This is a genomic window from Opacimonas viscosa, from assembly GCF_024199005.1.
GTDB classification, from domain to species: domain Bacteria; phylum Pseudomonadota; class Gammaproteobacteria; order Enterobacterales; family Alteromonadaceae; genus Opacimonas; species Opacimonas viscosa.
This window is the reverse complement of the sequence record NZ_JANATA010000001.1, coordinates 421,487-443,456: the sequence shown is the minus strand read 5'-3', so window position 1 is coordinate 443,456 and position 21,970 is coordinate 421,487. Positions and strand designations below refer to the sequence as shown.

Below are 21,970 nucleotides of genomic sequence, written 5' to 3'. Positions count from 1 at the left end.
CCCGCGACATTGCTTCGCTCTGATCACGGGGTTTTCTCGCTAAATTCTTATAAAAAACCGGCTCGATTGATTGGGCCGGTTTTTTTACTTTAGGAATAATGTTCTGCTGGGTAACTATCTTGAGTGAAGGCTATTAGCTTGTTTGTGTAAATGCTACTCATGACCTGACAACAAATACGGTATCACCATCTTTTCATACATGAACTCAGCTATTATAGGCTGAGCGTTAGCCGTTGGGTGGATCCCATCGTTTTGCATCAGTTCAGGCTGTAAAGCAATATCTTCAAGGAAAAAAGGAATAAGAGGGATAGCGAATATGTCTGCAGTTTGTGCAAATGCGTTGATAAACATCGTGTTATAGCGACGTCCATAATTAGTTGGGATCTGCATTTGCTGGAGTAACGCTTGCGCACCAGCGGTTTTTGTCAGTGTGACTAGTTTTGCTAGATTGTCTTTCAATTTTTTTATGCTATGGCCTTGTAACCCATCATTACCGCCCAACTCAATCAGTACATGCGTAGGTGAGTGCATCTCAAGTAAACGCGGTAGTCTAGAGACACCACCATCGGTTGTTTCACCGCTTATTGCGCCATTTACAATCGTAATATGTTGCGTTTGTGGGGCTTGTTGTAACATATTTTGTAACAAACTTACCCAGCCTTCTTCTTGTGTCAGTCCGTACGCTGCGCTTAAGCTGTCACCTAGAATTAAAAGCTTGATTGGCGTTGGATTCTCTACTTTTTTGGTTGGCGCTGACATTGTTGTAGATTGATCTGAATATACCCCAAATGACGTAAAAACAAGCATAATACTCAGGGACAATGCTTGATAAAAGCGTGCCATAAAACCGATTTTTAACACAGTGACCTTTCCTAAATGATTAAAACAAACAACATTATTAAAACAGTTTCTACGAGCGAAGGCCAATTGCAGATCCTTCAACCCATCAGTTTTACCGTTGCCGCAGGAGAGTCTGTAGCAATTATTGGGGCTTCTGGTTCAGGTAAATCAACATTATTAGGTTTGCTTGCTGGGTTGGATACTGTTTCCTCGGGTGAAATCTTTTTAGATGAACAACCATTACATAATATGGATGAAGAAGAGCGTGCTGCGCTGCGCGGTGCCAAAGTCGGTTTTATCTTTCAAAGTTTTATGCTGGTCCCATCATTAACCGCCCTAGAAAATATTATGTTGCCAGCAGAGATTACGGGATTAGCAAACCCTAAACAAGCTGCTCAAGAAGTGTTAGAAAAAGTTGGACTTGGCCATCGTGGTGAGCACTATCCGAATCAGTTATCGGGTGGTGAACAACAACGAGTCGCAATCGCTCGGGCATTTATTACCAAACCCAAGATATTATTTGCAGATGAACCTACAGGAAACCTAGATGCAGAAAACTCAAAGAATGTTGAAGAGTTACTATTTGCTTTAAATGCCGAGCAGGGGACAACATTGGTACTCGTTACTCACGATAATGAACTCGCCCAAAAATGTCAGCGCCAGTTGACAATGACCGCGGGGGAGTTGGTCGAGATATCTGCACACTCAGAGGAAGCTTCGGCATGAGTATGACGCGTTCTTTAGCATGGCGCCTTTTCAAGCATGAAGCGCGTCGTGGTGAGTTGAGTATTATTTTATTTGCCATTGTTTTATCTGTCGCTAGTGTCTTATCACTTTCGTTATTTTCTGAGCGTTTACAAGGGGCATTGACCGAACGCTCAGCAGAGTTTATTGCGGCTGACCGTCAACTGTCATCACGTAAACCGATTGCCCAAGAGTGGTTACTCCAGGCTCAAGCTCTTGATTTAAATGTTGCACAACAGACCGCCACCCGTTCTATGGCTTTTGCGAACGATGCTTTACAGCTGATTGATTTACGTGCAGTCAATGAGAATTACCCTCTCAAAGGCAGCATAAAGGTTTCTGACAGCTTATTTGCTACAGGTAGCGCAACGCCTTCAGTACCTAGCGCAAATGAGGCCTGGGTTGATTCTCGGCTGTTTCAAGTGTTGGATATTGAAATAGGTGATGATATTGAGATTGGGGATGCTGTGTTTACTGTGACACAGATTTTGGCTGAAATCCCAGATGCTGGTTTTAGCGTATTTAACACTGACCCAATGGTCCTAATCAATGCCGACGCTCTGCCACAAGCTAATGTCACCGGCGCTGGTAGTCGCGTCAATTACAAAGCTTATTTCACTGGTAGTACAGGAGCCTTGGATGAATATTATAATGCACTCAAAGGCAAACTAAACCGACAAACACACCGCTGGTTATCGGTTGAAGATGATGAATCTGCGATTGGGGAATCAGTCGCACGAGCCGAACAATTTTTTTTACTAGCTTCGTTGTTAGCAATTGTGCTTGCTTGTGTAGCGATTGGTGTCGCAGCCCAACGCTACGCCCAACGGCACTTTGATCCTGTTGCCATCATGAAAACCCTTGGTGCGTCTACCAGTACTATCCGCAAAGTTTATCTATATCAGATCACCTTTATTGCGGTACTGGGTATTCTTCTAGGGACAGTTATCGGTTTTATTTTACAACAAATTGTGGTGAGTGCGCTTTCTGGAACAGTCGATGTGTCACTACAAATTTGGTACTGGCGACCACTTTTAATCGCCATATTTACCGGTTCTGTGTGTGCATTATTATTTTGCTTATATCCGTTGCTTGGCTTGTTTTCGGTTCCTCCATTACGTGTTTTACGACGTGATATGGCTGCAACATTACGTACTCGAGGCGGCCAATATTTGACTTCAGGTTTAGCTATCTTTGGCTTGATGTATGCCTACAGTCAAAACCTCAAAGTGAGTGTCATACTCTTTGTTTCAGGCTTAGTCTTAGTTGGCCTATTACTACTCGCAACTTTTGGTCTCATTGCCTTGGGTAGAGTACTTGGTAAAGGCCGAATGTCTGCCGCACAACTCGCTTGGGCACGTATACGCCGACGCGCTTTAGATAATTCGGTACAATTAATTAGTTTTGCACTCACCCTAATGTTATTGTTAACTGTGCTGGTTATGCGTAACGACATTGTGCAGCAGTGGAAGGACCAACTACCTGCTGGAACAGCTAACTATTTCATGATCAACGTGACAGATGCACAGAAGGATGAATTACAGGCACACTTTGCTGCAAACTCGGTGCAATCTGACAAGTTATTCCCTGTGACACGTGGCCGTTTTGCCAAAATCAATGACGAAGTTTTACGCTCTGAATTAACGAAAGAGGATGAGGATAATACTGCCGAGCGTCGTTCTGGAATGGGACGAGAAGCCAACCTAACATGGGACTTGGAATTGCAAAACGCCAATGAGATTGTGGCCGGTGAATGGCATGGGGCATGGACACCGCAAACCTCAACATTACCTGATGGCGTTTACCCAGTTTCCTTAGAGGAAAGAGTCGCCCAAAGAATGCGTATTCAGATGGGAGACATTTTGACATTTAACATTGGTTCTGAGGAAGTACGGACCCAAGTCACATCACTTAGAACAGTCAACTGGCAAACGATGCAACCAAATTTCTTCTTTGTGTTACATCCTGCTGCAATGACACAATTTACACCCACTTACATCACGTCTTTTTATCTACCAGAAGAACGTAAACCTGAATTAACTCAGTTGGTGCGTCCGTTTGCTAATGTTACTTTGTTTGATGTGGATGCACGGATTAACCAAATTCGGAGCATTATCGAGCAAGTATCTGCAGCGATAGAATTTATTTTGGTATTGGTTCTCGTCGCAGGGAGTTTGGTGTTGGTTGCCCAAGTACAAGCGAGTATGGATGAACGTCAGCGTGAATTGGCTATTTTGCGCACACTGGGTGCCAAAGGTAGTCTGATCCGCCGCTCAGTGATCTATGAATTTTTGATTATCGGCAGTGTGGCTGGTTTTATGGCGGCACTGGCCAATGAAGTGAGTTTGTTTTTATTACAATCTCAAGTCTTTCAAATGAGTACCCAGATACATGTTGAGTATTGGTTAATTGCACCGTTGACCGGCGCGGTTGTTGTCGGTCTACTGGGTGCGTGGAGTTGTCGTCAACTACTCCAACTCAATACCACCACGTTGTTGCGGAAAATGTTGTGATGCTTGGTTTTACGATATCAACTCCAGCTCTATTTGCCGGTATGTTCTGCGCATTTCTGATTATTTTTAGTATGCGCCAGTACCGCCTAGATCCTTTACAGATAACGATTTTTCTACCTGCGATTTACGTATTATTGGCACTGGGTTCTACCACACCGACCCAAAGCATCATTGAAGAGATGTTTTTTGGTATGCCGATTCTGATGTTAGTGGGGATCAGTCAGATGCAAGATTGGTCGCTAGAGCGGAAAAAGAAAGTGGCGATAGCGGTATGGTTATTTCATGGATTTTACGATTACCACCACCATTGGTTGGTTATCAATGATGGTGTACCGAGCTGGTATGCACCTTTTTGTTTGGTAGTGGATATGTTAGTAGCACTTTACCTATTCATCCCTTATCAGCAAAAAGACGCAAACCAAGAGTAAATTGCAGCGAGCTAAGAATAAATGGCAGCAAGCGCTTGGTCAACATGTGGGTAGTTAAATGTGAAACCTGCGTTTTCTAACCTCTCGGGTATAACAAATTGGCCAAAGAGTAATAGGTCAGCCCCTTCTCCTAACAATAAACGCATACTGATTTTAGGGACCGTAAAAATACACGGGCGGTGTAACGTTTTGGCCAGGGTTTGGCTAAACACTTTGTTGGTGACAGGGTTGGGCGCCGTAAAGTTGTATGCACCACTAGCATCTTTGTTATTCAGTAAGAATATTAAGCCTGCTACCATGTCTTTGATATGGATCCATGAAAACCCTTGGTCTCCTTTACTTACAGGACCTCCCAGCCCCAGTTTGAAAGGCAGATACATCTTACTTAATGCACCACCATCCCGACTTAGCACTACGCCCGTTCTGACCACACAAACGCGTGTATCGGGTGTGCTTGCACTCAGGGCTAACTGCTCCCATTGGGCGCAAAGTGTACTGGAAAACTCTTTGTGTATATCTGTGAATGTCTCGGTAATACTGTCTGAGTTTTGACGACCATAAAAACCAATAGCTGAACCACTGATAAATACGTGTGGCTTGGTCTTTGCTGCAGCTAGTAACGTGACTAATTTTTGGGTAATGTCCATTCGGCTTTGGGTGATGCGTGTTTTTTGCTTTGTAGTCCAGCGTTTATCAGCAATCGGTTCACCGGCAAGGTTAATGATTGCAGAAAATTGTTCTACACTTTTTAGTTCAGCTAGCGTTAGCGCTTGGACTTGACCTTGATTGGCAGCCTCGCCAAACAAGGCAAACACATTTTTAGGGGAGCGAGAAACCACCGTAACAGTATGTTTTTGTGATAACAATGCGGGGATCAGCGCGCGGCCGATCAATCCCGTACCACCAGTCACCAGAATGTGCATCTTAGTCTTCCTTACTACAAGCAATACTCAATGACACTGAGTCTGAAAAACGTAAGGCATGAGGTTTATCTACTTCGACCTCAGCCCATTTCACCCAAGGGTGATCCGCGCATAATGCAAGAATATCTCCGGTGAGTTTTTCGAGTAATAAAAAACGATTATTTTCGACTAAGCGGATAATTGCCTTAGTTACGGTTTTATAATTCAAGGCGTTGTCTACAGCATCAGTGTCGGCGGCACGCTTTGCGTCATACTTAATGACAGCATTCACTACAACATCTTGTTTATTTTTGATTTCATCGTCGTTAAAGCCAATATAGGTGCGCAAACGTAAATTCTTTATTCGGATGGTAGCATCATGTAATATCATAGGTAATATAGTCCTCTCGATGTCATAGACATCTATCTAATTTGCCGGAAAAAATAATATGGAAATAAAGTCTTCAACTGCGCGTGTAATGATAGTCACTGCAGCTGTAATTATCGTTTTAGCAGGAATTAAAGCCGCTAGTGCGATAATGGTTCCCTTTTTACTCTCCATTTTTATTGCAATTGCATGTAGTCCATTAATCAACTTTGCGCAGCGATATCAAGTGCCTCGCTGGGCATCTGTTACCTTAGTTATACTCTTAATAATCGTTTTTGGTTTCATGTTAGCAGGATTAGTTGGTCAATCACTGGGAGAGTTCAAACGCAACCTTCCAGTATATGAGCAGCAGCTTAGTACTCAGTTTGTCTGGGTTATTGATCAATTACAACGATTTAATATTTATATTGATAAAAGTCTCGTCCAATCTTATATCGACCCTGGTGTGGTAATGTCGATTGCAACAAACTTCTTAAGTGGTCTGGGTGGCGTTCTGTCTAACGTCTTTTTAATTCTGTTAACCGTAATCTTCATGCTCTTCGAAGCTGAAAGTATGCCAAAACGTATTCATATTGCGTTGCGTGACCCAGGTATGAAGCTACTACATATCGATCGATTTTTAAAATCAGTCAATGACTATTTAGGTATCAAAACACTCGTAAGCTTAATGACGGGATGCCTTATTGGTGTGTGGTTATGGATCTTGGGTGTTGATCACGTCATGTTGTGGGCGGTACTCGCTTTTCTTTTGAATTTTATTCCTAACATTGGATCTATCATTGCTGCCATTCCAGCGGTTGGTATCGCTTTTGTCGAATTAGGTTTAGGTGTAGCAGGACTCACCGCTTTAGGATTTGTAGCGGTCAACACAGTTATGGGCAATGTCATTGAGCCACGCTTTTTAGGCCGAGGTTTAGGACTCTCTACTTTAGTAGTTTTCTTGTCTTTAATATTTTGGGGTTGGTTATTAGGTACAGTAGGTATGTTGCTATCAGTGCCATTGACAATGATAGTTAAAATAGCCATGGAATCTAGAGAGGAAACTCGCTGGCTGGCGGTGTTACTTTCCGGTGATGATGAATCTACTATCAGTGATATCATGCTCGACGATAGCGCGACCAAAACAGATACGGATTTTATTGATAAGTAAATATGACAGCGACTTTCGCACCGCCAAAATCGCTTTCCGTAATTTGTAATGTAGCATGATATAGGTCGGTAATATCGCTGACCATAGCCATACCTATGCCTTGTCCTGAGGTGTAGGTGTCCAAACGCTGCCCACGTTCCAAAATATTTTTTCGCTGGGCCGTTGGGATCCCCGTACCATCATCATGGACAGCTACAATCAAACGCTTATCTTCACGGGTTATTTGCACCATTACTTTGGAACGAGCAGCCTTGGCAGCGTTGTCAATTAGGTTGCCAAATAGCTCGTAAGCATCAGTCTGCTCAATAGGCAGTTCTAAAACATTATGTGATTGACTCGCTGTAATATCTTGATCCAATGTAAAAACGATTGGAGGATAAATTTTTTGCAAACTTTGCATGGTTTTGGCCAAGATAGGCAGGATATCAATCTGTTCTACCCAAGCATTTTGCCCAAGAGCAGGGCGGTTTAGCTGCCGTTGAATGATTTGCTCTATCGTTTGTATCTCTTGCTGTAATTCTGGGCTTAAGTGCGGTTGATTTTGCATCACGCTCAACGGTGTTTTTAAACTATGAGCGAGATCTTGTCCCAGATTTTGCAAACGTTTCTTTTGAAAATCCTCATTTTCTAAAAGGTTGTTAATACTGTGTTTTGCCTGCGCTAGTTCTTTGGGGTAATGCCCTGTGAGTGCTCTTATTTTACCTTTTTCTGCTTGTTGGAGTTGCGCCATCAAATGCTGCAAAGGCTTAATCACAGAAAGTAAGATTAATAATAACAACAGAGCTACTACTGAGGTTAAAAGTGCACCGTATTGCCATAAAGAACGCGTAAATACGGCATGTTCAGCAGCGACATCACGCATGTGATTCACGACACTAAATTGAATGGGGATGTATTGATTTTCAGAAGTGAATTCAGCCGTAAAAGTATATAAAAACAAAGACTTTTCTGTATTCACAATAAAACGACTTTCTCCAACCGACGCCACTGGTAATGAGCGACTAGGGATGGGTTCCAATGTAGATGCGGATTGCCAAACTAAAGAATCATTAAGTTTGATATAACCTTGGTAACCAGATTGAGGGATATTAAGTCTTTCGTCATATACCACTGCAGGCATATCTATCACATTATTGTTGATCTCAAATGCTGAAAGTAAAACATAGCTCATCATAGCGAGTTCCGTTTCTTTCGACTTTAATAAACTAGCGTAGTGAGCAGAACTTACTGACCATACCAACGCTGGTAGCACTAAACACGCTAAACTGAGGATGCTAATAAATGTTCTGGCAGTTAGACTGAGTCTTTTGATTGAGTTAAAGATAACTTATATCCTCTTCCGCGCAGCGTTTCTATCGGTTTTAATGTGTTGTCTGGGTCGATTTTTTTGCGTAATCGACCGACGAACACTTCTATCACATTACTGTCTAAATCAAAATCTTGGTCATAGATGTGCTCAGTTAACTCAGTCTTGGAAATCACTTTATTTGGATTCAGTAAGAGATACTCTAAAACTTTGTATTCATACGCGGTAAGTTCGAGCTCTTTTTGGTCTAAAAAAACTAACTGTTTGGTCAAATCAAGTTGAATAGGACCTGCACTAATCAATGATGATGCGTGTCCAGCACTTCTTCTAATCAGAGCTTTGATCCGCGCTAACAACTCCTCCAGATGAAAGGGCTTCGTGAGATAATCATCCGCACCAGCGTCTAAGCCCAGCACTTTTTGCTCCCAGTTATCTCTAGCGGTTAAGATCAAAATCGGTACTGTAATCTGTTTCTTTCGGGCGTATTTAATAACATCAATACCTTCGATTTTGGGTAGGCCAAGATCCATTATGACCGCATCATAGCTATATTCGGTTAACAAAAACTGTGCTCTTTCACCATCGTCAGCTAAATCAACACTAAAACCTTGTTCTTGGAAAAAAGCGTCCAGTTGTATTAGGAGTTTAGGGTTATCTTCCGTGATTAAAATTCTCACTGCTCAGACTCCTTTTGCTTGGTAGCTTTTGTGGTTTTCGGCACATGAGGCGTAAATAAAATAGGCCCATCTTGTATATTGCCTTGGTTATAATTGGTCGTCAAAGGGGGCTGAGTAGGTAATGCTGAGGATTCACGTTGAATCGTGACTTCTTTGATTCGACCTTTGGGCGTTAAGATTTTAAAGCGAAATGCGCCTGCTAATTTATCCATTTTTAGGATCCTGCCGGTTTGCATTTGCAGGGCAGCTTGGGTGGCTTTTTGCTGTTCTAGTAATTTTGTTTTTTGCTGTACAGTTTGTAGTTGTCGCTGGGTCTCAGGATGGGTATGTTGGATGGTTTCAGCCGATTCTGAGGTCGTAACCTGCTGTGCTTGGACGGACTGACAGAACAAGCATAATAGCCCCATCACAGGAATGAGCTTGAACGAAATATAACTATGCATGTATAAAACACCCGGATAAAAGTTTACTATTTAATATTACCAAAAATAAACTGAATTCACTCTGAATTATTTTTTTACATATTAGACTATATGGCCATGATAAATTCATGTACCAACAACCAGAAGCATCCTATTATTAACGTTCAAATAATAAGGAAATCTATGAAACGTTTTACTCTACCAGTTGTTTTTCTCACTTTGTTGTTAACAGCATGTGCATCAACAACACCTGTTATGTCCATTCCAGAACAATGGCAAAAAGGGTTATATGAATTTAAAACCGAATTAAAACAAAGTGATAGAATCCATTCTGGGGTTTTGAGTAATGGTTTGCGCTATCATTTAGTCGAAAATCAAACACCTAAGAACGAAATTATCATGCGTATGCATGTGGCTGTTGGTAGTATTTATGAGCAAGAGGATGAGCAAGGATTAGCCCATTTACTTGAACATATGGCGTTCAATGGGTCAAAGAATGTTCCAGAAGGTGAAATGGTAGCTATTCTTGAGCGTGTTGGCCTTGCCTTTGGTGCTGATACGAATGCGAGTACCAGTTTTGAAGAGACGATTTACAAATTGAACCTTCCCCAAAATGATCCTCAGATGGTCGATACTGCTTTATTTTTACTCCGTGAAACAGCCTCAAATCTCCTCATAGAGCCATCTGCACTAGCCAAAGAGATTCCGGTAGTTACTGCAGAGTTTGAGGCGCGTAACAATATATATGCAAAAGCATTTAAATCCGCTTTTTCTGCTTGGACCGAAGGGTTGATTTACCCAGAACGTTTTGCGATTGGCAAAATCCCCGTGTTAGAAGCAATGCAGGCCCAGCAACTACGCGATTTTTATCATCGGCATTACACGATAGACAATACCCAAATAATTATCGTGGGTGACTTTGTTAAAAGTGACATGCTCGTCGCTTTGGAAAAACACTTTGCTGATTGGGATAATTCTCAAGCGCCAGTTGCAGTTGATATAGGTACCTTAAAACCATTCACCGAGCCCCAAGTCAACATATTTACTGGTACTGGGTTACCTACGCAAGTGTCGTTGAATTTCATTACGCCGTGGTCTAAACAAGAAGATACCATAGAGACACGCCGTGCCAACACCATTGTGCAGTTGGCGAATGGCATTTTAAATTATCGTTTGAGTTCTTTAGTGTTAGCCGGAAATGCGCCTTTTGAAGGAGCAGGAGCTGGACATTCAGTACAGTTTTCTGCGGTTGAATTATCCCAATTAGCGGCGCAAACCACGGTGGAAAACTGGTCTGATAGCCTAGCCGTGTTAGTCAATGAAGTGGAAAAAATGAAACGCTTTGGAGTGACTGATGCGGAACTGATTCGTCAAGTGAGTGCGGTTAGAAACGCTCTATTTACAGCGGCAGCTGAAAAAGACACTATGCAAAGCGGTGTGATTGCAAATGCACTGTTGGGATACATCAATAATGGAGGTTTTGTTACTGAACCTGATCTAGAGTTTGCACTCTTTTCTGAAATGATGGAGACATTTTCTTTGGCTGAAGTCAATGCGGTGATCAAAGCTCAGTTTGAACGAACCATGCCGTTGATACACATTCAAAGTGAGCCTGCTTTCAATGCGGATAAAAACGAAGTTATCAGGGTTTATCAGTCAGCTTTACAAGATGACGTGACGAAAAATGCCGTCCAAGCTAAGAGCGAGTTTGCTTATACTGATTTTGGGCCGATGGGTGAAATCACGGAGCAAGCATACGATGAAACGGATGATATTCATCAGTACACCTTTGCGAATGGCGTACGTGTATTACACAAACCAACGACCTTAACCGCTGGTGAAGTCTTAATCAATGTGCATTACGGACCCGGTACTAAGTCATTGCCAAAGCATTTGCCAGGTCTAAAAGAACTGTACAATTTCTACTATGTTGCAGGTTTAGGTAAACATGACATCAATGAATTGCGGGGTATTTTGTCAGATAAAGATGTATCTTTGAATTTTAACGCACGTTTTAATGGCTTAGGCGGTGTATTTTCCTCTAGTGCGGAACGTATTGATATTCAACTACAGTTAATTACCGCATTCATCACAGACCCGAGTTTAAATCCTGATTTATTAAACTTATATCGAAAGAACATTGAACAAAGTGAAAAAGAACGAAAGACGACTCTACAGGCAGTCAGAAGCTATGAGTTAACGAACCAACTGTACGGGAACGATTATCGTATCGGAGCGCCTCCTACAGAAGCACTTTTGGCTCGTGACTTTAGCGATATTGATACTTTGTTACAACAAGCATTGCAAGGGTATCCATTTACCGTGACTGTAGTCGGTGATATTGCGCCTGATGTATTAAAAGATGCTGTCGCAAAAACGTTCGGTGCTCTAGCCATTTCGGCCACTGTACCGGAGCGAGAATGGGTGGATGACTTTGCCTTGATTGCGCCACAAACGTTTACACTAGAACATGCAGGTAATCCTGAAAATGCCGCTGTTTTACGTCGATTTAAAACAGTTGATAGAAGTGATATTAAACGTTCTGCTACGTTGAATGTACTGGCCGATGTTATGCGCCTTAAAGTACAAGCTAAAATTCGTGAGGAATTAGGGGCAGCTTATTCTCCTGCTGTGGTGAATAATCAGTCGCGTGATATCAAAGATGATGGGTTTATCGGGTTTGATACTTTAACTTCACCAAGTCAAATCCCCGAAGTGCAACAAGCATACACAGATATCATCGCTGAACTCCAAACTGTTGGGGGCATTACTGAAGATGAACTGCAACGTGCTTTACAGCCTATCTTGGCCAATCTTGCCAGTAGTGAAGAACGCAATGGTTTTTGGCTGTATCGCGTTGACAGATTACATCGTGAGCCCAACACCATGCAAGAATGGCGCAATTTACCTGAAGTATATCAATCGATTACGGTGGCAGACTTACGCGCAAGTGCTATGCGTTATCTAATCCCGGAAAGACAAATCGATGGTCTCATTTTACCCATGACTCATACTGCTTCCCAATAGGACAATAGTAAAAAGGCTGATGTGTATTTAAATCTTTATAGCTGTAGCGTGTTTTTGTTGGCTGTGCCACTATTGTCTCTTGCATGAACACGCGTCTTGCAGTAGATTCTGATGCGTAATTTTTGATAAGGATTTAAAAATGAATCAAGTTAGCGCTCGAAAGAATATCAACGCCATTATTCAAGCTATTCGGGTTGAAGAAAAACGTCTTCGCGAACAATATTCCTTTCTCGTTCATCAAAATGCTATCGGTATGTTAATCATGCTGGTGTGTCTAGTTGGCATGGTCGGACTAGGCAGCTTGTATTATTTTTCTATGATTCCAGCGTGGGCTGCGGTGTTATTAATCGCGATGGTCGCGTCTATTTCCCATGAATTAGAACATGATTTAATACATAATTTATATTTTAGAAAATCACCCATCACACAAAATTTTATGATGTTGATGGTGTGGTTAATGCGTCCCAATACCATTAACCCTTGGTATCGTCGTAAAATCCATTTACATCATCATATCGTATCTGGAACCGAACAAGATCTCGAAGAGCGCTTAGTAGGGAATGGTATTAAAAATCCTTTTTTACGCTTATTAGTTATTGTCGACGGTTTATTGGGGCTATTGATCAACAGAAAACGTTTTTCAAAAGAGATTAAAGACTTTAGTTTCGCCAAAGTATTTAATGCAGGTTTCCCGATTACCACCTTGTATTTTATCGTTTTGTATAGCACGCTTACCTATCACTTGGTTTCTTTGTTTATGCCATTGGCTAGTTATTTACCTGCGTGGGGCTTAGACATAGTTAGCGTTTTTGAATTCTTTATGGTGGTGTTAATTTTACCAAACGTAATTCGTTCTACATCATTGAACTTCGTGACATCGTGTATGCATTACTATGGTGGCGTAGAAAATTTGAAACAGCAGACGCATGTCATTACTAGCCGCTTATTTACTCCTTTTCACTTGTTCTGTTTTAACTTTGGCAAGACGCATACGATCCATCATTTTGTCCCGAATCAACCGTTTTACTTGAGACAAGCTATCAGTCGTAAAGTCAATGAGGTGATGCGCAAGCATGGCGTACGATTTAATGATTTTGCCAGTATCAAAAACGCTAATCTTTACTCTGAGCAAGCTTAATTAAGCAGTCTTTTGCCAAAGGCTGTATCGCGGTAAAATCTCTATGAGCAATCCATTCCGGTCGATTAAATTCGGTAATGTGATTGCTCGTTTCACATAAAGATAAATATACAATTGTTCTATCTAGAGGGGAAATGTTAGGTGGACTAGCATGGACCAACAACGATGAGAAAACAATCATACTGCCTGCTTTGCCGGTCGGGGCGACACAACCTCCAGCTTTAGCGAGTGCTGCCACTGTAGCTCGATCGCATTCCCACAACGGATAGCCAGTCGTCTCAATGTCATACTTGGCATTGACGACACCGTGTTTATGACTCCCAGGTAAAAATATTAGAGGACCATTAGCGGCCGTTACATCATCTAAAAAAACACCTATATTCATGGCCCTTGGCGTAGGCATGCCATCTTGTCTGTGCCACGTGCCGTAGTCTTGATGCCATTGCCAAACACTGCCATCAAAAGGAGCTTTAGCATTCACCTTGTATTGGTGCATATATACATCGCCATCAAGTAACTGCTGTACGGGGCGAATTAAGTCTGGATGAGCCCCCAGGCGTTTAAATCCTTCATTGTAGGTATGTGCAGCAAATGCAGTTCGAGCGACACCGTTTTTTTCGCGCCAGACTTCGGCACGTTCCAGTTGGTAAATTTTTTCGGCTTCTGCTTTGAGAAAAGCAGCTTCTTCGACGCTAAATAATTCAGGAAAAAACAAATAACCTTCTTTATCAAACTGGGCAAGTTGTTCAGGGGATAACTGCATATAAATACCTTCAAAGCATCATTTATTGAATTTAGAACCCGTCTACTTTACCACGTAATTTTTTCTTGGTCCCATGCAGAGTTTTTGATTGGAGGCGTTTGCGCTGTGAAGAACGAGTAGGGCGGGTTGCACGTCTGATTTTAGGGATCACACCTGCAGCTCTAATAATTTGTATTAACCGTTCCAATGCATCTCTCTTGTTAGCCTCTTGAGTGCGTTGATTTTGTGCTTTAAGTACCAACACACCTTCGTCCGTGATCCGTGAATCTTTGCCGTTTAATAAGTTATTTTTGTATAACCAAGGCAGGTTGCTAGCCTGGATCGGAAACTTTAAGTGAATAGCTGAGGAGACTTTGTTTACATTTTGACCACCAGCACCCTGAGCGCGGATTGCGGTCATTTCGATGCATTTTGGATCAAGGTAGACGCCATTGGCAATAAAAATCATGACATCTCCTTGAACTAAAGGTTGCTTATGGAAGCACCTTTTTAAATGGTTTTACCTGAACTTCTGCATACACACCAGCACTAATATACGGATCTGCATCTGCCCATGCTTGAGCATCAGCCAATGATGCAAACTCAGCAATTATTATAGAACCAGTGAAGCCAGCATCCCCTGGTTCTTCAGCATCAATAGCAGGGTTAGGGCCAGCCGCGAATAAACGGCCTTCGTCTTTTAATTGCAACAAACGAGCAACATGGTCTGGACGAGCCGCCATACGTTTCTCATGAGTACCCGGTTTATCTTGACCAACGATTGAATACCACATAGCGTTTCCTATTTTTGTGTTGCTGCTTTCATGGCAGCAACAAATTCACATAAATTTGTGCACATAGTGTCAACATCATCTAAATGCTGCGCAATGATATTGACTGTCGCAGAGCCTGATATAGCACCTGCAGCGCCTGATTTTATTGCATTTTGCACTTGTTCTGGAGTGGAGATACCAAATCCTAATAATGGTGGAGCCACTTCATATTGCATAAGCTTATCAATTAATTCACTCGCAGGAGTCTCTGCGGCAGTTTCTGCCCCCGTTACACCAGCTCTGCCCAGTAAATAAGTATAACCAGATGACAACTCACCAATCGCTTTTAGAGATTCTTCTGTCGCATTTGGTGGAGCGATGAGTATTTGGTCTATGTGAGATGCACGTGCTTGTTTTACAAACCTATCAGCTTCACGTAGTGGTACATCCGCAATCAATATAGAGTCAACACCTGCAGTATGTGCATCTTCATAAAATTGTGGAACACCTCTGGCAAGTACTAAATTACTGTACAAAAGTAAACCAATGGGGATATTGGGGTTATCTTTGCGGATCGTAGCAATTATGTCCAAGCAATCATTTGGCGAGATTTTGTTATTCAATGCTCGAATACTTGCAGCTTGGATTGTTGGACCATCAGCAATCGGGTCTGAGTAGGGGAACCCCAGTTCTAAAGCATCGGCACCACCATCAATCAGTGCTTGTACAATCCTTAATGAGGTTGCTTTGTCAGGATCACCTAACATGACGAAAGGTACAAAAGCCCCTTGATTTTTGGCGTTTAAGGCCGTGAACATGTCATTGTAACGACTCATGATAAATCATCTCCTAAAAGGCCAGTTACATAGGCTAAATCTTTATCACCACGTCCGGAAAGGTTGACTACGATGATCATTTCTTCATCTGCTTCATCAGCCATATTTAAAGCATGAGCAAGCGCATGAGATGTTTCTAAAGCCGGTATGATACCTTCTTTGGATGCGAGTAATTTAAAGGCGTTTAATGCTTCTTCATCGGTTGCAGCAACATATTCGGCTCTGCCTGTTTCATGTAGATAGGCATGTTGAGGTCCAACGGCTGGGTAATCCAAACCAGCCGATACCGAATAAGACTCTTCGATTTGACCATCTGAATCTTGCATAATGTAGCTAAATGCACCATGTAATATGCCTTTGGTGCCTTTACAGATCGTAGCGCCGTGTTCGGTAGTGTGGAGGCCTTTACCAGCAGGCTCGACACCTATAAGACGCACGCTTGGATCGTCAATAAAATCGGCAAACATCCCTATGGCATTTGAACCACCACCCACACAAGCCACTACGGCATCTGGTAGACGGCCTTCTTTTTCTAAAATTTGCGCTTTAGTCTCTTCACCAATCATACGGTGAAATTCTCGAACAATGGTAGGGAATGGGTGTGGACCCGCTGCAGTACCAAGCAGATAATGTGCTTTATCGTAGTTTGCAGACCAATCACGCATGGCTTCATTTACCGCGTCTTTGAGAGTACCAGAACCCGCGTTGACAGGGATAACTTCAGCTCCCATCAAACGCATCCGGAAGACGTTAGGGGATTGTCTTTCAACGTCTTTTGCCCCCATATAAATACGTGCTTTTAAACCAAGTAGAGCACAGGCTAAAGCTGTTGCAACACCGTGCTGACCCGCACCTGTTTCAGCAATGACTTCTGTTTTACCCATGCGTTTGGTTAAAAGTGCCTGGCCAAGTACCTGGTTAGTTTTGTGGGCTCCACCGTGTAATAAGTCTTCTCTTTTGAGGTACAATTTAACCTTTGGGTTACTCACGATATTGCGTGTTAAACTCATTGCTGTAGGGCGGCCAGCATAGTCCTTTAATAAGGATAAAAACTCTTCTTGGAACTCAGGATCGTCTTTGGCATCAATAAAAGCTTGTTCAAGCTGATCTAATGCTGGGATCAATAATTCTGGTACATACATACCACCAAAATCACCGAATTTACTGGATAAATTATTCATAGTATTTCTCGTTTAATAACGTCTAAGTTGCGCGAACAAAGCATCAACTTGCGTCGCGTCTTTGTGACCTGGTGCTGATTCCACACCTGAATTTACATCTAATAAATGACTGTTTGTGTGTAAAGCTTGGTTAATATTGTCGGGACTTAAGCCCCCAGCTAAACCAATGTTTATTGAACTGTCTATCTGCTCCAATAACTCCCATGCAAACTGTTCACCTGTACCACCTTTAGCTGATTCAGTTTGGCAATCACATAATAACAAATCTACATGCTCAAATGAATGTTCTGGTACGGTTTTACCAATCCCCAGTGCCAACCAAATTGCACAAGATACGGGGAGTTTATTACGTAATTCGGTAATGTATTGTTGGTCTTCGTCACCGTGTAATTGTACCGCAGTTAACTGAAGTTCTTTAGCATACTCGACCACAGTCGCAATCGGGCTATTCACAAATACACCAACATAGTCAAAAGGTGTTGTCGTTGTAATTTTTTGCGCTGTGGTGAAACTCACGCAACGCTTGGACTTTTCGGCAAAGATAAGACCTAAATATGCAGTAGGGCGTTGGACTAACATTTGGGCTTGTTCAGGAGAGGTGACACCACATATTTTAATATTGCCATAGACGAGTTGGCGACAAGCTTGGCGCAAGTTTGGTTGACCCATCAGCGCACTGCCAACAAGAAATCCATCCACTAGTGGTGCCAGTCTTGCAATATCTGCACGGGTATAAATACCTGATTCTGAAATCATTAAGCCCGTATGGCCTAACTCTTTGAGTAACGGGACAAGGCGTTCAGTCGCGCCAAGATCTGTCGATAAGTCACGCAGATTCCGATTGTTGATACCAATGATTTTGGCACCTAGATGAACGGCTCGCTCTGCTTCCTCTGCATTGCTCACTTCTGTTAACACATCCAGCGCTAAACTATCAGCAACCTTGTGCAGGCGGGTATACGTTTCGTCATCGAGTACCGATAGCATTAATAAGACTGCATCTGCTTGGTAGTAACGTGCCAGATAAATTTGATATTCATTAACAAAAAAATCTTTATTTAGCACGGGAATATCTACTTTGCTGGTCACGTAGGACAAGTACTCGTAGGTACCCTGAAAGTATTTTTCATCGGTTAATACTGATAAACATGCCGCAACTTCTAAATATGCATCAAGGATCTCATCCAGGTCAAACGTTGGGCGAATCAATCCTTTGGATGGCGAAGCTTTTTTGCATTCAAGGATGTAACCTGCATTTTCTTTATTTAACGCAGCATAAAAACTTTTTGTAGAAGGAGTTAAACTATCTTTGAACTGTTCTAAGGGTAGTTTTTGTTCTTTTTCTACCAACTCGATACGTTTATCCGCAACAATTTTTTCTAAGACATTTGCCATAAATGATATCTACTTCTTGGGTTATGTTGTTAAGCCTGAGACAGGGCGGCTGTTTTGTTTATCGTTTGCATTGGTAGGCCTTTGGCCATTGCGGCAAGTGCTATATCTGTCGCACCTTTGAAACTATCGGCATGTCCTGCTAAATGTAGTAATGCACCAGCGTTCATGGCAATGGCTGCAATATGGGCGTCTTGGCCTTGACCATTAAATACCGCTTCAATATGCGCTTTGTTCTCCTCGGGTGTGCCACCAACGATGTCATCCAAAGAATATTGGTTGACACCAAAATCTTGAGGCTCAACTGAGTATTCACTTAATTTATCACCATTAATCTGAACAACATGGCTAGGACCATGCAACGCAAATTCATCTAAACCAGAACCGTGCACTATTATAGCATTTTCGTGAGCCATTAGTTGTAACGTATGGGCATAAGGTAGTAGCAAATCTGGGGTATATACCCCCATAACGGAGTGCGAAGGTTTAGCTGGGTTGGCTAATGGTCCAAGAATATTAAACAGTGTTCGTGTTTTTAAGGTTGTGCGCACATTCATAGCGTGTTTCACACCTGCGTGATAAACCGGTGCAAAGAAAAAACATAATTGACTTTCGTCTAGACAATGACGAGCCGTTGTTGGTGTCATATCAAGTTTGATACCAAACGCAGCGAACAAGTCAGCTGAACCTGATTTACTTGAAACACTGCGATTACCATGTTTGGCTACAGCTAATCCGCAACTCGCCGCAACAACGGCTGCCGCACTAGAAATATTGATGGTATTGTGGCCGTCACCGCCAGTGCCAACAATATCAGCAAAGGCATAGTCAGGCTTGTTAAAGGGAGTTGCATGGTTCACCATCGCAGAAGCGGCACCAGCAATTTCAGCAGGCGTTTCGCCTTTGATTTTTAATGCAGTCAACAACGCTGTTAGGGTAATATCGTCTAGTTGTCCTTGCATCACCAAGCTAAACACGTCACTGACTTGTTGTTGGCTTAAATCTTTTTGTTCATACAAGGCCGCTAAAACGCTATTCACAGTTAGCATATCTTGGTCATTACTCTGCATGCTCATCTCCTTGTTGCACTAAATATTCGATACTGGCTTTAAGTAAGGCACTACCGTCATTCGTTAAAATAGATTCTGGGTGAAACTGAAATCCCAACATTTTCTTTTGCGGGTGATAAACCGCCATGGGAATATCATCTACATGAGCTAAAACACGCAAATCTTTAGGCATATTTTTGGCCATTAAAGAATGATATCTTGCTACGGCCATAGGCTGTGCAAAACCGGCAAACATTTTATCATTAGAATGTGTGATATACGACGCTTTTCCGTGCATGATAGAGTCTGCTCGGACGATATCTCCACCACAAAACTGGACGATTGCTTGGTGTCCAAGACAAATCCCTAAAATAGGAATTTGGCCCGCACACATACCCAGTAATTCAAGCATACAACCGGCTTCTGCTGGCGCACCTGGTCCTGGTGATAACAGTAACAGTGTCGGACCTGCAGCGGCTTTTGCTTGGATATCAGCAAAGATAGTTTGGGCCGCCACAGTGTTGCGATAGACCACCATCTCTATATCCATTGTGCGTAATTCATCTACTAAGTTGTAAGTAAACGAATCCACATTATCTAACATTACGACAGAAAGATGACTCATGAGCTTGCTCCATGACTAGTTTGGATGGCGGTGATAACTGCTTGGGCTTTGGCTCGAGTTTCATCCGCTTCGGATTGTGGTACTGAATCATTTACCACACCAGCACCCGCTTGAACATGAGCTACTCCGTGTTGGACAAAAGCCGAACGAATAACAATACATGTGTCCATATCGCCATCTGCATCCAGATAACCTACAGCGCCGCCGTATGAGCCTCGACGTTGCTGTTCAACTTGACGGATAAGCGTCGCAGCAGAAACTTTCGGAGCGCCAACGAGCGTCCCCATATTCATACAAGCTTGGTAAGCATGTAACGCATCTAAATCACTGCGTAATTCGCCGACGACTCGAGAAACTAAATGCATAACATGCGAATAGCGGTCAACCTTGAGAAGTTCTTTGACATGCCTGGTCCCAGGTGTAGATACGCGAGCGACGTCATTTCGGGCCAAATCTACTAGCATAATGTGTTCAGATTTTTCTTTTAAATCTTCTCGCAAGTTAAGCTCTATACGACTATCCAAATCATGATCAATTGACCCGTTAGCTCGCTTTCCACGAGGACGCGTACCTGCGATCGGATAAATTTCTACCTGTTTGGTCTGCGCTGTATATTTCAATGCGGATTCAGGTGAAGCACCAAAGAGTTCGAATGCGACATCTTTGACATAAAACATATAAGGGCTAGGGTTTTGAGTCTTCAGTGTGGCATACGCCAAAATAGCTGATTCACAAGGTAGCGAGAATGTGCGTGAAGGAACCACTTGAAAGATATCACCCGCTAAAATATGTTCCTTAAGAGCGGTGACATCAGCACAAAACTCACTGTCACTTTTATCTGTTGTGACTGCTATCGCTTGGTTACACTGAAGCACTGGGTGCGCTGCAGTTAATGGCGCGATGTCTTGTTGTAACTGAATTAGGTATTGGTGGTGTTGAGCGAGTAACTCAGTAGTATCTTCTACGCCAGTGAAATGATTGGTTACAAGCTGAGTAGTGCCCTCTGTGTGGTCAATAATGCAAATATCTTGTCCTAAGTAAAACACGAAATCTGGACAGGTGTTCACACCCTCTGGGACGCTTGGTAAAGTTTCTGCTATGGCCAATAAATCATATGCAAAACAACCGCCTAAAAAGACTCTAAATGGATGCTTTTGGGGATCATGACAGGTGAACATTGCCACACAAGCTCGTAATACACTCAACGCATTATGACTTTTCAAACGCGTGTCTTCATCTGCTTGTTGATCTGCGCTAGGGAAGGAAAACGTAATTTCATCTGCGGTCCGTTGCTGTAAAAATGGAGCGAGAAATTGTCCTAGAGACATTAGAGCATTGTGTCCGTTGTCGTTTAAAGCACGTGCTGTAACCTGGTGACCATGGCATTCAAAACGTACTGCGGCACTGAGTAACAGGAGACTTTTGAGATGGTCTTTGCTGTCTATTTCGGCAGATTCGAGTAACAAGGTATTTGGCTTGTCCGCACACAGTTGATAATACAATGCCAAGGGATCTGTAACGTATTTGGCTTCTGACACCTGAGTAGTAACACCACCTATATTATCAGTGGCACTCAGATCGAAATCAGTTTGTTGCAAATAAGAGTCGCTCACCATTTTCTCCATATTTGAATATTATTTAGACATAAAAAAAGCCCGTAAAACGGGCTTTTGGAACACATACGCGCACACCCAGCCCTAGTTGGACTGCCACCACCAAATGATGCTTGTGTGAGTGTTGTTGTGCATGATAATTCTCTACAAAAGTAAAATTAATATTTAGAATGAGTTTATTAATATCTCATGAATAATACCGAAATCTTTAACAGATGTTGGTA

The 21,970-nt window shown here is 42.4% G+C and carries 21 protein-coding genes; 6 read left to right on the top strand and 15 right to left on the bottom strand.

Annotated elements, in window-relative coordinates; all coding sequences use genetic code 11:
- Window positions 1-153 precede the first annotated feature (153 nt).
- Window positions 154-843 carry an arylesterase gene (locus tag NLF92_RS01970; protein ID WP_432420202.1) on the bottom strand — a complete coding sequence of 230 codons (690 nt, stop codon included), beginning with the start codon at window positions 841-843 and terminating at the stop codon, window positions 154-156.
- 33 nt (window positions 844-876) lie between these two features.
- On the opposite strand from NLF92_RS01970, the gene NLF92_RS01965 reads away from it, so the two are divergent.
- From NLF92_RS01965 to NLF92_RS01955, 3 genes are read left to right on the top strand one after another with little or no spacing between them, the layout of a single operon-like run.
- Window positions 877-1,566 (top strand): ABC transporter ATP-binding protein, encoded by a 690-nt coding sequence (locus tag NLF92_RS01965; protein WP_254098299.1) that lies wholly within the window; start codon window positions 877-879, stop codon window positions 1,564-1,566.
- Window positions 1,563-4,097, top strand: coding sequence for an ABC transporter permease (locus tag NLF92_RS01960; RefSeq protein WP_254098327.1), 2,535 nt, complete (start codon window positions 1,563-1,565; stop codon window positions 4,095-4,097). Before NLF92_RS01965 ends, NLF92_RS01960 begins: the two co-directional genes overlap by 4 nt.
- Window positions 4,094-4,525 (top strand): hypothetical protein, encoded by a 432-nt coding sequence (locus NLF92_RS01955; RefSeq protein WP_254098297.1) that lies wholly within the window; start codon window positions 4,094-4,096, stop codon window positions 4,523-4,525. Before NLF92_RS01960 ends, NLF92_RS01955 begins: the two co-directional genes overlap by 4 nt.
- An 11-nt stretch (window positions 4,526-4,536) precedes the next feature.
- On the opposite strand, the gene NLF92_RS01950 is transcribed toward NLF92_RS01955, so the two are convergent.
- Complete coding sequence (locus tag NLF92_RS01950) at window positions 4,537-5,448, bottom strand: TIGR01777 family oxidoreductase (RefSeq protein ID WP_254098295.1); 912 nt, start codon at window positions 5,446-5,448, stop codon at window positions 4,537-4,539.
- 1 nt (window position 5,449) lies between these two features.
- Window positions 5,450-5,818, bottom strand: coding sequence for a dihydroneopterin triphosphate 2'-epimerase (folX, locus tag NLF92_RS01945; protein ID WP_254098293.1), 369 nt, complete (start codon window positions 5,816-5,818; stop codon window positions 5,450-5,452).
- Between the two features lie 58 nt (window positions 5,819-5,876).
- Here folX and NLF92_RS01940 point away from each other — a divergent pair, with 58 nt between their 5' ends.
- The gene (locus NLF92_RS01940; RefSeq protein WP_254098291.1) at window positions 5,877-6,965 is read left to right on the top strand and encodes an AI-2E family transporter; all 1,089 of its coding nucleotides are present in this window, start codon (window positions 5,877-5,879) and stop codon (window positions 6,963-6,965) included.
- Here the strand turns inward: NLF92_RS01940 and NLF92_RS01935 are convergent.
- From NLF92_RS01935 to NLF92_RS01925, 3 genes are all read right to left on the bottom strand, one after another.
- Window positions 6,952-8,139, bottom strand: coding sequence for an ATP-binding protein (locus NLF92_RS01935; RefSeq protein ID WP_254098289.1), 1,188 nt, complete (start codon window positions 8,137-8,139; stop codon window positions 6,952-6,954). The two genes, NLF92_RS01940 and NLF92_RS01935, sit on opposite strands and share 14 nt — an antisense overlap.
- Before the next feature lie 119 nt (window positions 8,140-8,258).
- Window positions 8,259-8,948 (bottom strand): response regulator transcription factor, encoded by a 690-nt coding sequence (locus tag NLF92_RS01930; protein WP_254098287.1) that lies wholly within the window; start codon window positions 8,946-8,948, stop codon window positions 8,259-8,261.
- Window positions 8,945-9,391 carry a hypothetical protein gene (locus NLF92_RS01925; RefSeq protein ID WP_254098285.1) on the bottom strand — a complete coding sequence of 149 codons (447 nt, stop codon included), beginning with the start codon at window positions 9,389-9,391 and terminating at the stop codon, window positions 8,945-8,947. The genes NLF92_RS01930 and NLF92_RS01925 overlap by 4 nt, the downstream gene beginning before the upstream one ends.
- 162 nt (window positions 9,392-9,553) lie before the next feature.
- Here NLF92_RS01925 and NLF92_RS01920 point away from each other — a divergent pair, with 162 nt between their 5' ends.
- Window positions 9,554-12,397 (top strand): M16 family metallopeptidase, encoded by a 2,844-nt coding sequence (locus NLF92_RS01920; RefSeq protein WP_254098283.1) that lies wholly within the window; start codon window positions 9,554-9,556, stop codon window positions 12,395-12,397.
- Between the two features lie 139 nt (window positions 12,398-12,536).
- Window positions 12,537-13,535, top strand: a complete 999-nt coding sequence (locus tag NLF92_RS01915; protein WP_254098281.1) for a fatty acid desaturase — start codon at window positions 12,537-12,539, stop codon at window positions 13,533-13,535.
- Here the strand turns inward: NLF92_RS01915 and NLF92_RS01910 are convergent.
- The 9 genes from NLF92_RS01910 to NLF92_RS01870 are packed head-to-tail and all read right to left on the bottom strand — an operon-like array spanning window position 13,510 to window position 21,746.
- A complete protein-coding gene (locus NLF92_RS01910; protein ID WP_254098279.1) occupies window positions 13,510-14,298 on the bottom strand; it encodes a phytanoyl-CoA dioxygenase family protein in 789 nt (262 codons plus the stop codon). The two genes, NLF92_RS01915 and NLF92_RS01910, sit on opposite strands and share 26 nt — an antisense overlap.
- A gap of 31 nt (window positions 14,299-14,329) precedes the next feature.
- Window positions 14,330-14,746, bottom strand: a complete 417-nt coding sequence (gene arfB, locus NLF92_RS01905) for an alternative ribosome rescue aminoacyl-tRNA hydrolase ArfB (protein WP_254098277.1) — start codon at window positions 14,744-14,746, stop codon at window positions 14,330-14,332.
- A 25-nt stretch (window positions 14,747-14,771) separates the two neighbouring features.
- The gene (locus NLF92_RS01900) at window positions 14,772-15,071 is read right to left on the bottom strand and encodes a YciI family protein (RefSeq protein WP_254098275.1); all 300 of its coding nucleotides are present in this window, start codon (window positions 15,069-15,071) and stop codon (window positions 14,772-14,774) included.
- Between the two features lie 8 nt (window positions 15,072-15,079).
- Window positions 15,080-15,886, bottom strand: a complete 807-nt coding sequence (gene trpA / locus NLF92_RS01895; protein ID WP_254098273.1) for a tryptophan synthase subunit alpha — start codon at window positions 15,884-15,886, stop codon at window positions 15,080-15,082.
- Window positions 15,883-17,067 (bottom strand): tryptophan synthase subunit beta, encoded by a 1,185-nt coding sequence (gene trpB / locus NLF92_RS01890; protein WP_254098271.1) that lies wholly within the window; start codon window positions 17,065-17,067, stop codon window positions 15,883-15,885. The genes trpA and trpB overlap by 4 nt, the downstream gene beginning before the upstream one ends.
- A 12-nt stretch (window positions 17,068-17,079) precedes the next feature.
- Window positions 17,080-18,462 (bottom strand): bifunctional indole-3-glycerol-phosphate synthase TrpC/phosphoribosylanthranilate isomerase TrpF, encoded by a 1,383-nt coding sequence (gene trpCF, locus NLF92_RS01885; RefSeq protein WP_254098269.1) that lies wholly within the window; start codon window positions 18,460-18,462, stop codon window positions 17,080-17,082.
- A gap of 29 nt (window positions 18,463-18,491) precedes the next feature.
- The gene (gene trpD / locus NLF92_RS01880) at window positions 18,492-19,508 is read right to left on the bottom strand and encodes an anthranilate phosphoribosyltransferase (RefSeq protein WP_432420201.1); all 1,017 of its coding nucleotides are present in this window, start codon (window positions 19,506-19,508) and stop codon (window positions 18,492-18,494) included.
- 10 nt (window positions 19,509-19,518) lie between these two features.
- Window positions 19,519-20,133 (bottom strand): aminodeoxychorismate/anthranilate synthase component II, encoded by a 615-nt coding sequence (locus NLF92_RS01875; RefSeq protein WP_254098265.1) that lies wholly within the window; start codon window positions 20,131-20,133, stop codon window positions 19,519-19,521.
- Window positions 20,130-21,746, bottom strand: coding sequence for an anthranilate synthase component 1 (locus NLF92_RS01870; protein ID WP_432420198.1), 1,617 nt, complete (start codon window positions 21,744-21,746; stop codon window positions 20,130-20,132). Before NLF92_RS01870 ends, NLF92_RS01875 begins: the two co-directional genes overlap by 4 nt.
- Between the last annotated feature and the right edge of the window lie 224 nt (window positions 21,747-21,970).

Bases quoted from the DNA above. Each gene is read 5' to 3' on its own strand.
- NLF92_RS01970 (WP_432420202.1), bottom strand. From the start codon at position 843: ATGGCACGCTTTTATCAAGCATTGTCCCTGAGTATTATGCTTGTTTTT.
- NLF92_RS01965 (WP_254098299.1), top strand. From the start codon at position 877: ATGATTAAAACAAACAACATTATTAAAACAGTTTCTACGAGCGAAGGC.
- NLF92_RS01960 (WP_254098327.1), top strand. From the start codon at position 1,563: ATGAGTATGACGCGTTCTTTAGCATGGCGCCTTTTCAAGCATGAAGCG.
- NLF92_RS01950 (WP_254098295.1), bottom strand. From the start codon at position 5,448: ATGCACATTCTGGTGACTGGTGGTACGGGATTGATCGGCCGCGCGCTG.
- folX (WP_254098293.1), bottom strand. From the start codon at position 5,818: ATGATATTACATGATGCTACCATCCGAATAAAGAATTTACGTTTGCGC.
- NLF92_RS01940 (WP_254098291.1), top strand. From the start codon at position 5,877: ATGGAAATAAAGTCTTCAACTGCGCGTGTAATGATAGTCACTGCAGCT.
- NLF92_RS01935 (WP_254098289.1), bottom strand. From the start codon at position 8,139: ATGATGAGCTATGTTTTACTTTCAGCATTTGAGATCAACAATAATGTG.
- NLF92_RS01925 (WP_254098285.1), bottom strand. From the start codon at position 9,391: ATGCATAGTTATATTTCGTTCAAGCTCATTCCTGTGATGGGGCTATTA.
- NLF92_RS01920 (WP_254098283.1), top strand. From the start codon at position 9,554: ATGAAACGTTTTACTCTACCAGTTGTTTTTCTCACTTTGTTGTTAACA.
- NLF92_RS01915 (WP_254098281.1), top strand. From the start codon at position 12,537: ATGAATCAAGTTAGCGCTCGAAAGAATATCAACGCCATTATTCAAGCT.
- NLF92_RS01910 (WP_254098279.1), bottom strand. From the start codon at position 14,298: ATGCAGTTATCCCCTGAACAACTTGCCCAGTTTGATAAAGAAGGTTAT.
- arfB (WP_254098277.1), bottom strand. From the start codon at position 14,746: ATGATTTTTATTGCCAATGGCGTCTACCTTGATCCAAAATGCATCGAA.
- NLF92_RS01900 (WP_254098275.1), bottom strand. From the start codon at position 15,071: ATGTGGTATTCAATCGTTGGTCAAGATAAACCGGGTACTCATGAGAAA.
- trpA (WP_254098273.1), bottom strand. From the start codon at position 15,886: ATGAGTCGTTACAATGACATGTTCACGGCCTTAAACGCCAAAAATCAA.
- trpB (WP_254098271.1), bottom strand. From the start codon at position 17,067: ATGAATAATTTATCCAGTAAATTCGGTGATTTTGGTGGTATGTATGTA.
- trpCF (WP_254098269.1), bottom strand. From the start codon at position 18,462: ATGGCAAATGTCTTAGAAAAAATTGTTGCGGATAAACGTATCGAGTTG.
- trpD (WP_432420201.1), bottom strand. From the start codon at position 19,508: ATGCTAACTGTGAATAGCGTTTTAGCGGCCTTGTATGAACAAAAAGAT.
- NLF92_RS01875 (WP_254098265.1), bottom strand. From the start codon at position 20,133: ATGAGTCATCTTTCTGTCGTAATGTTAGATAATGTGGATTCGTTTACT.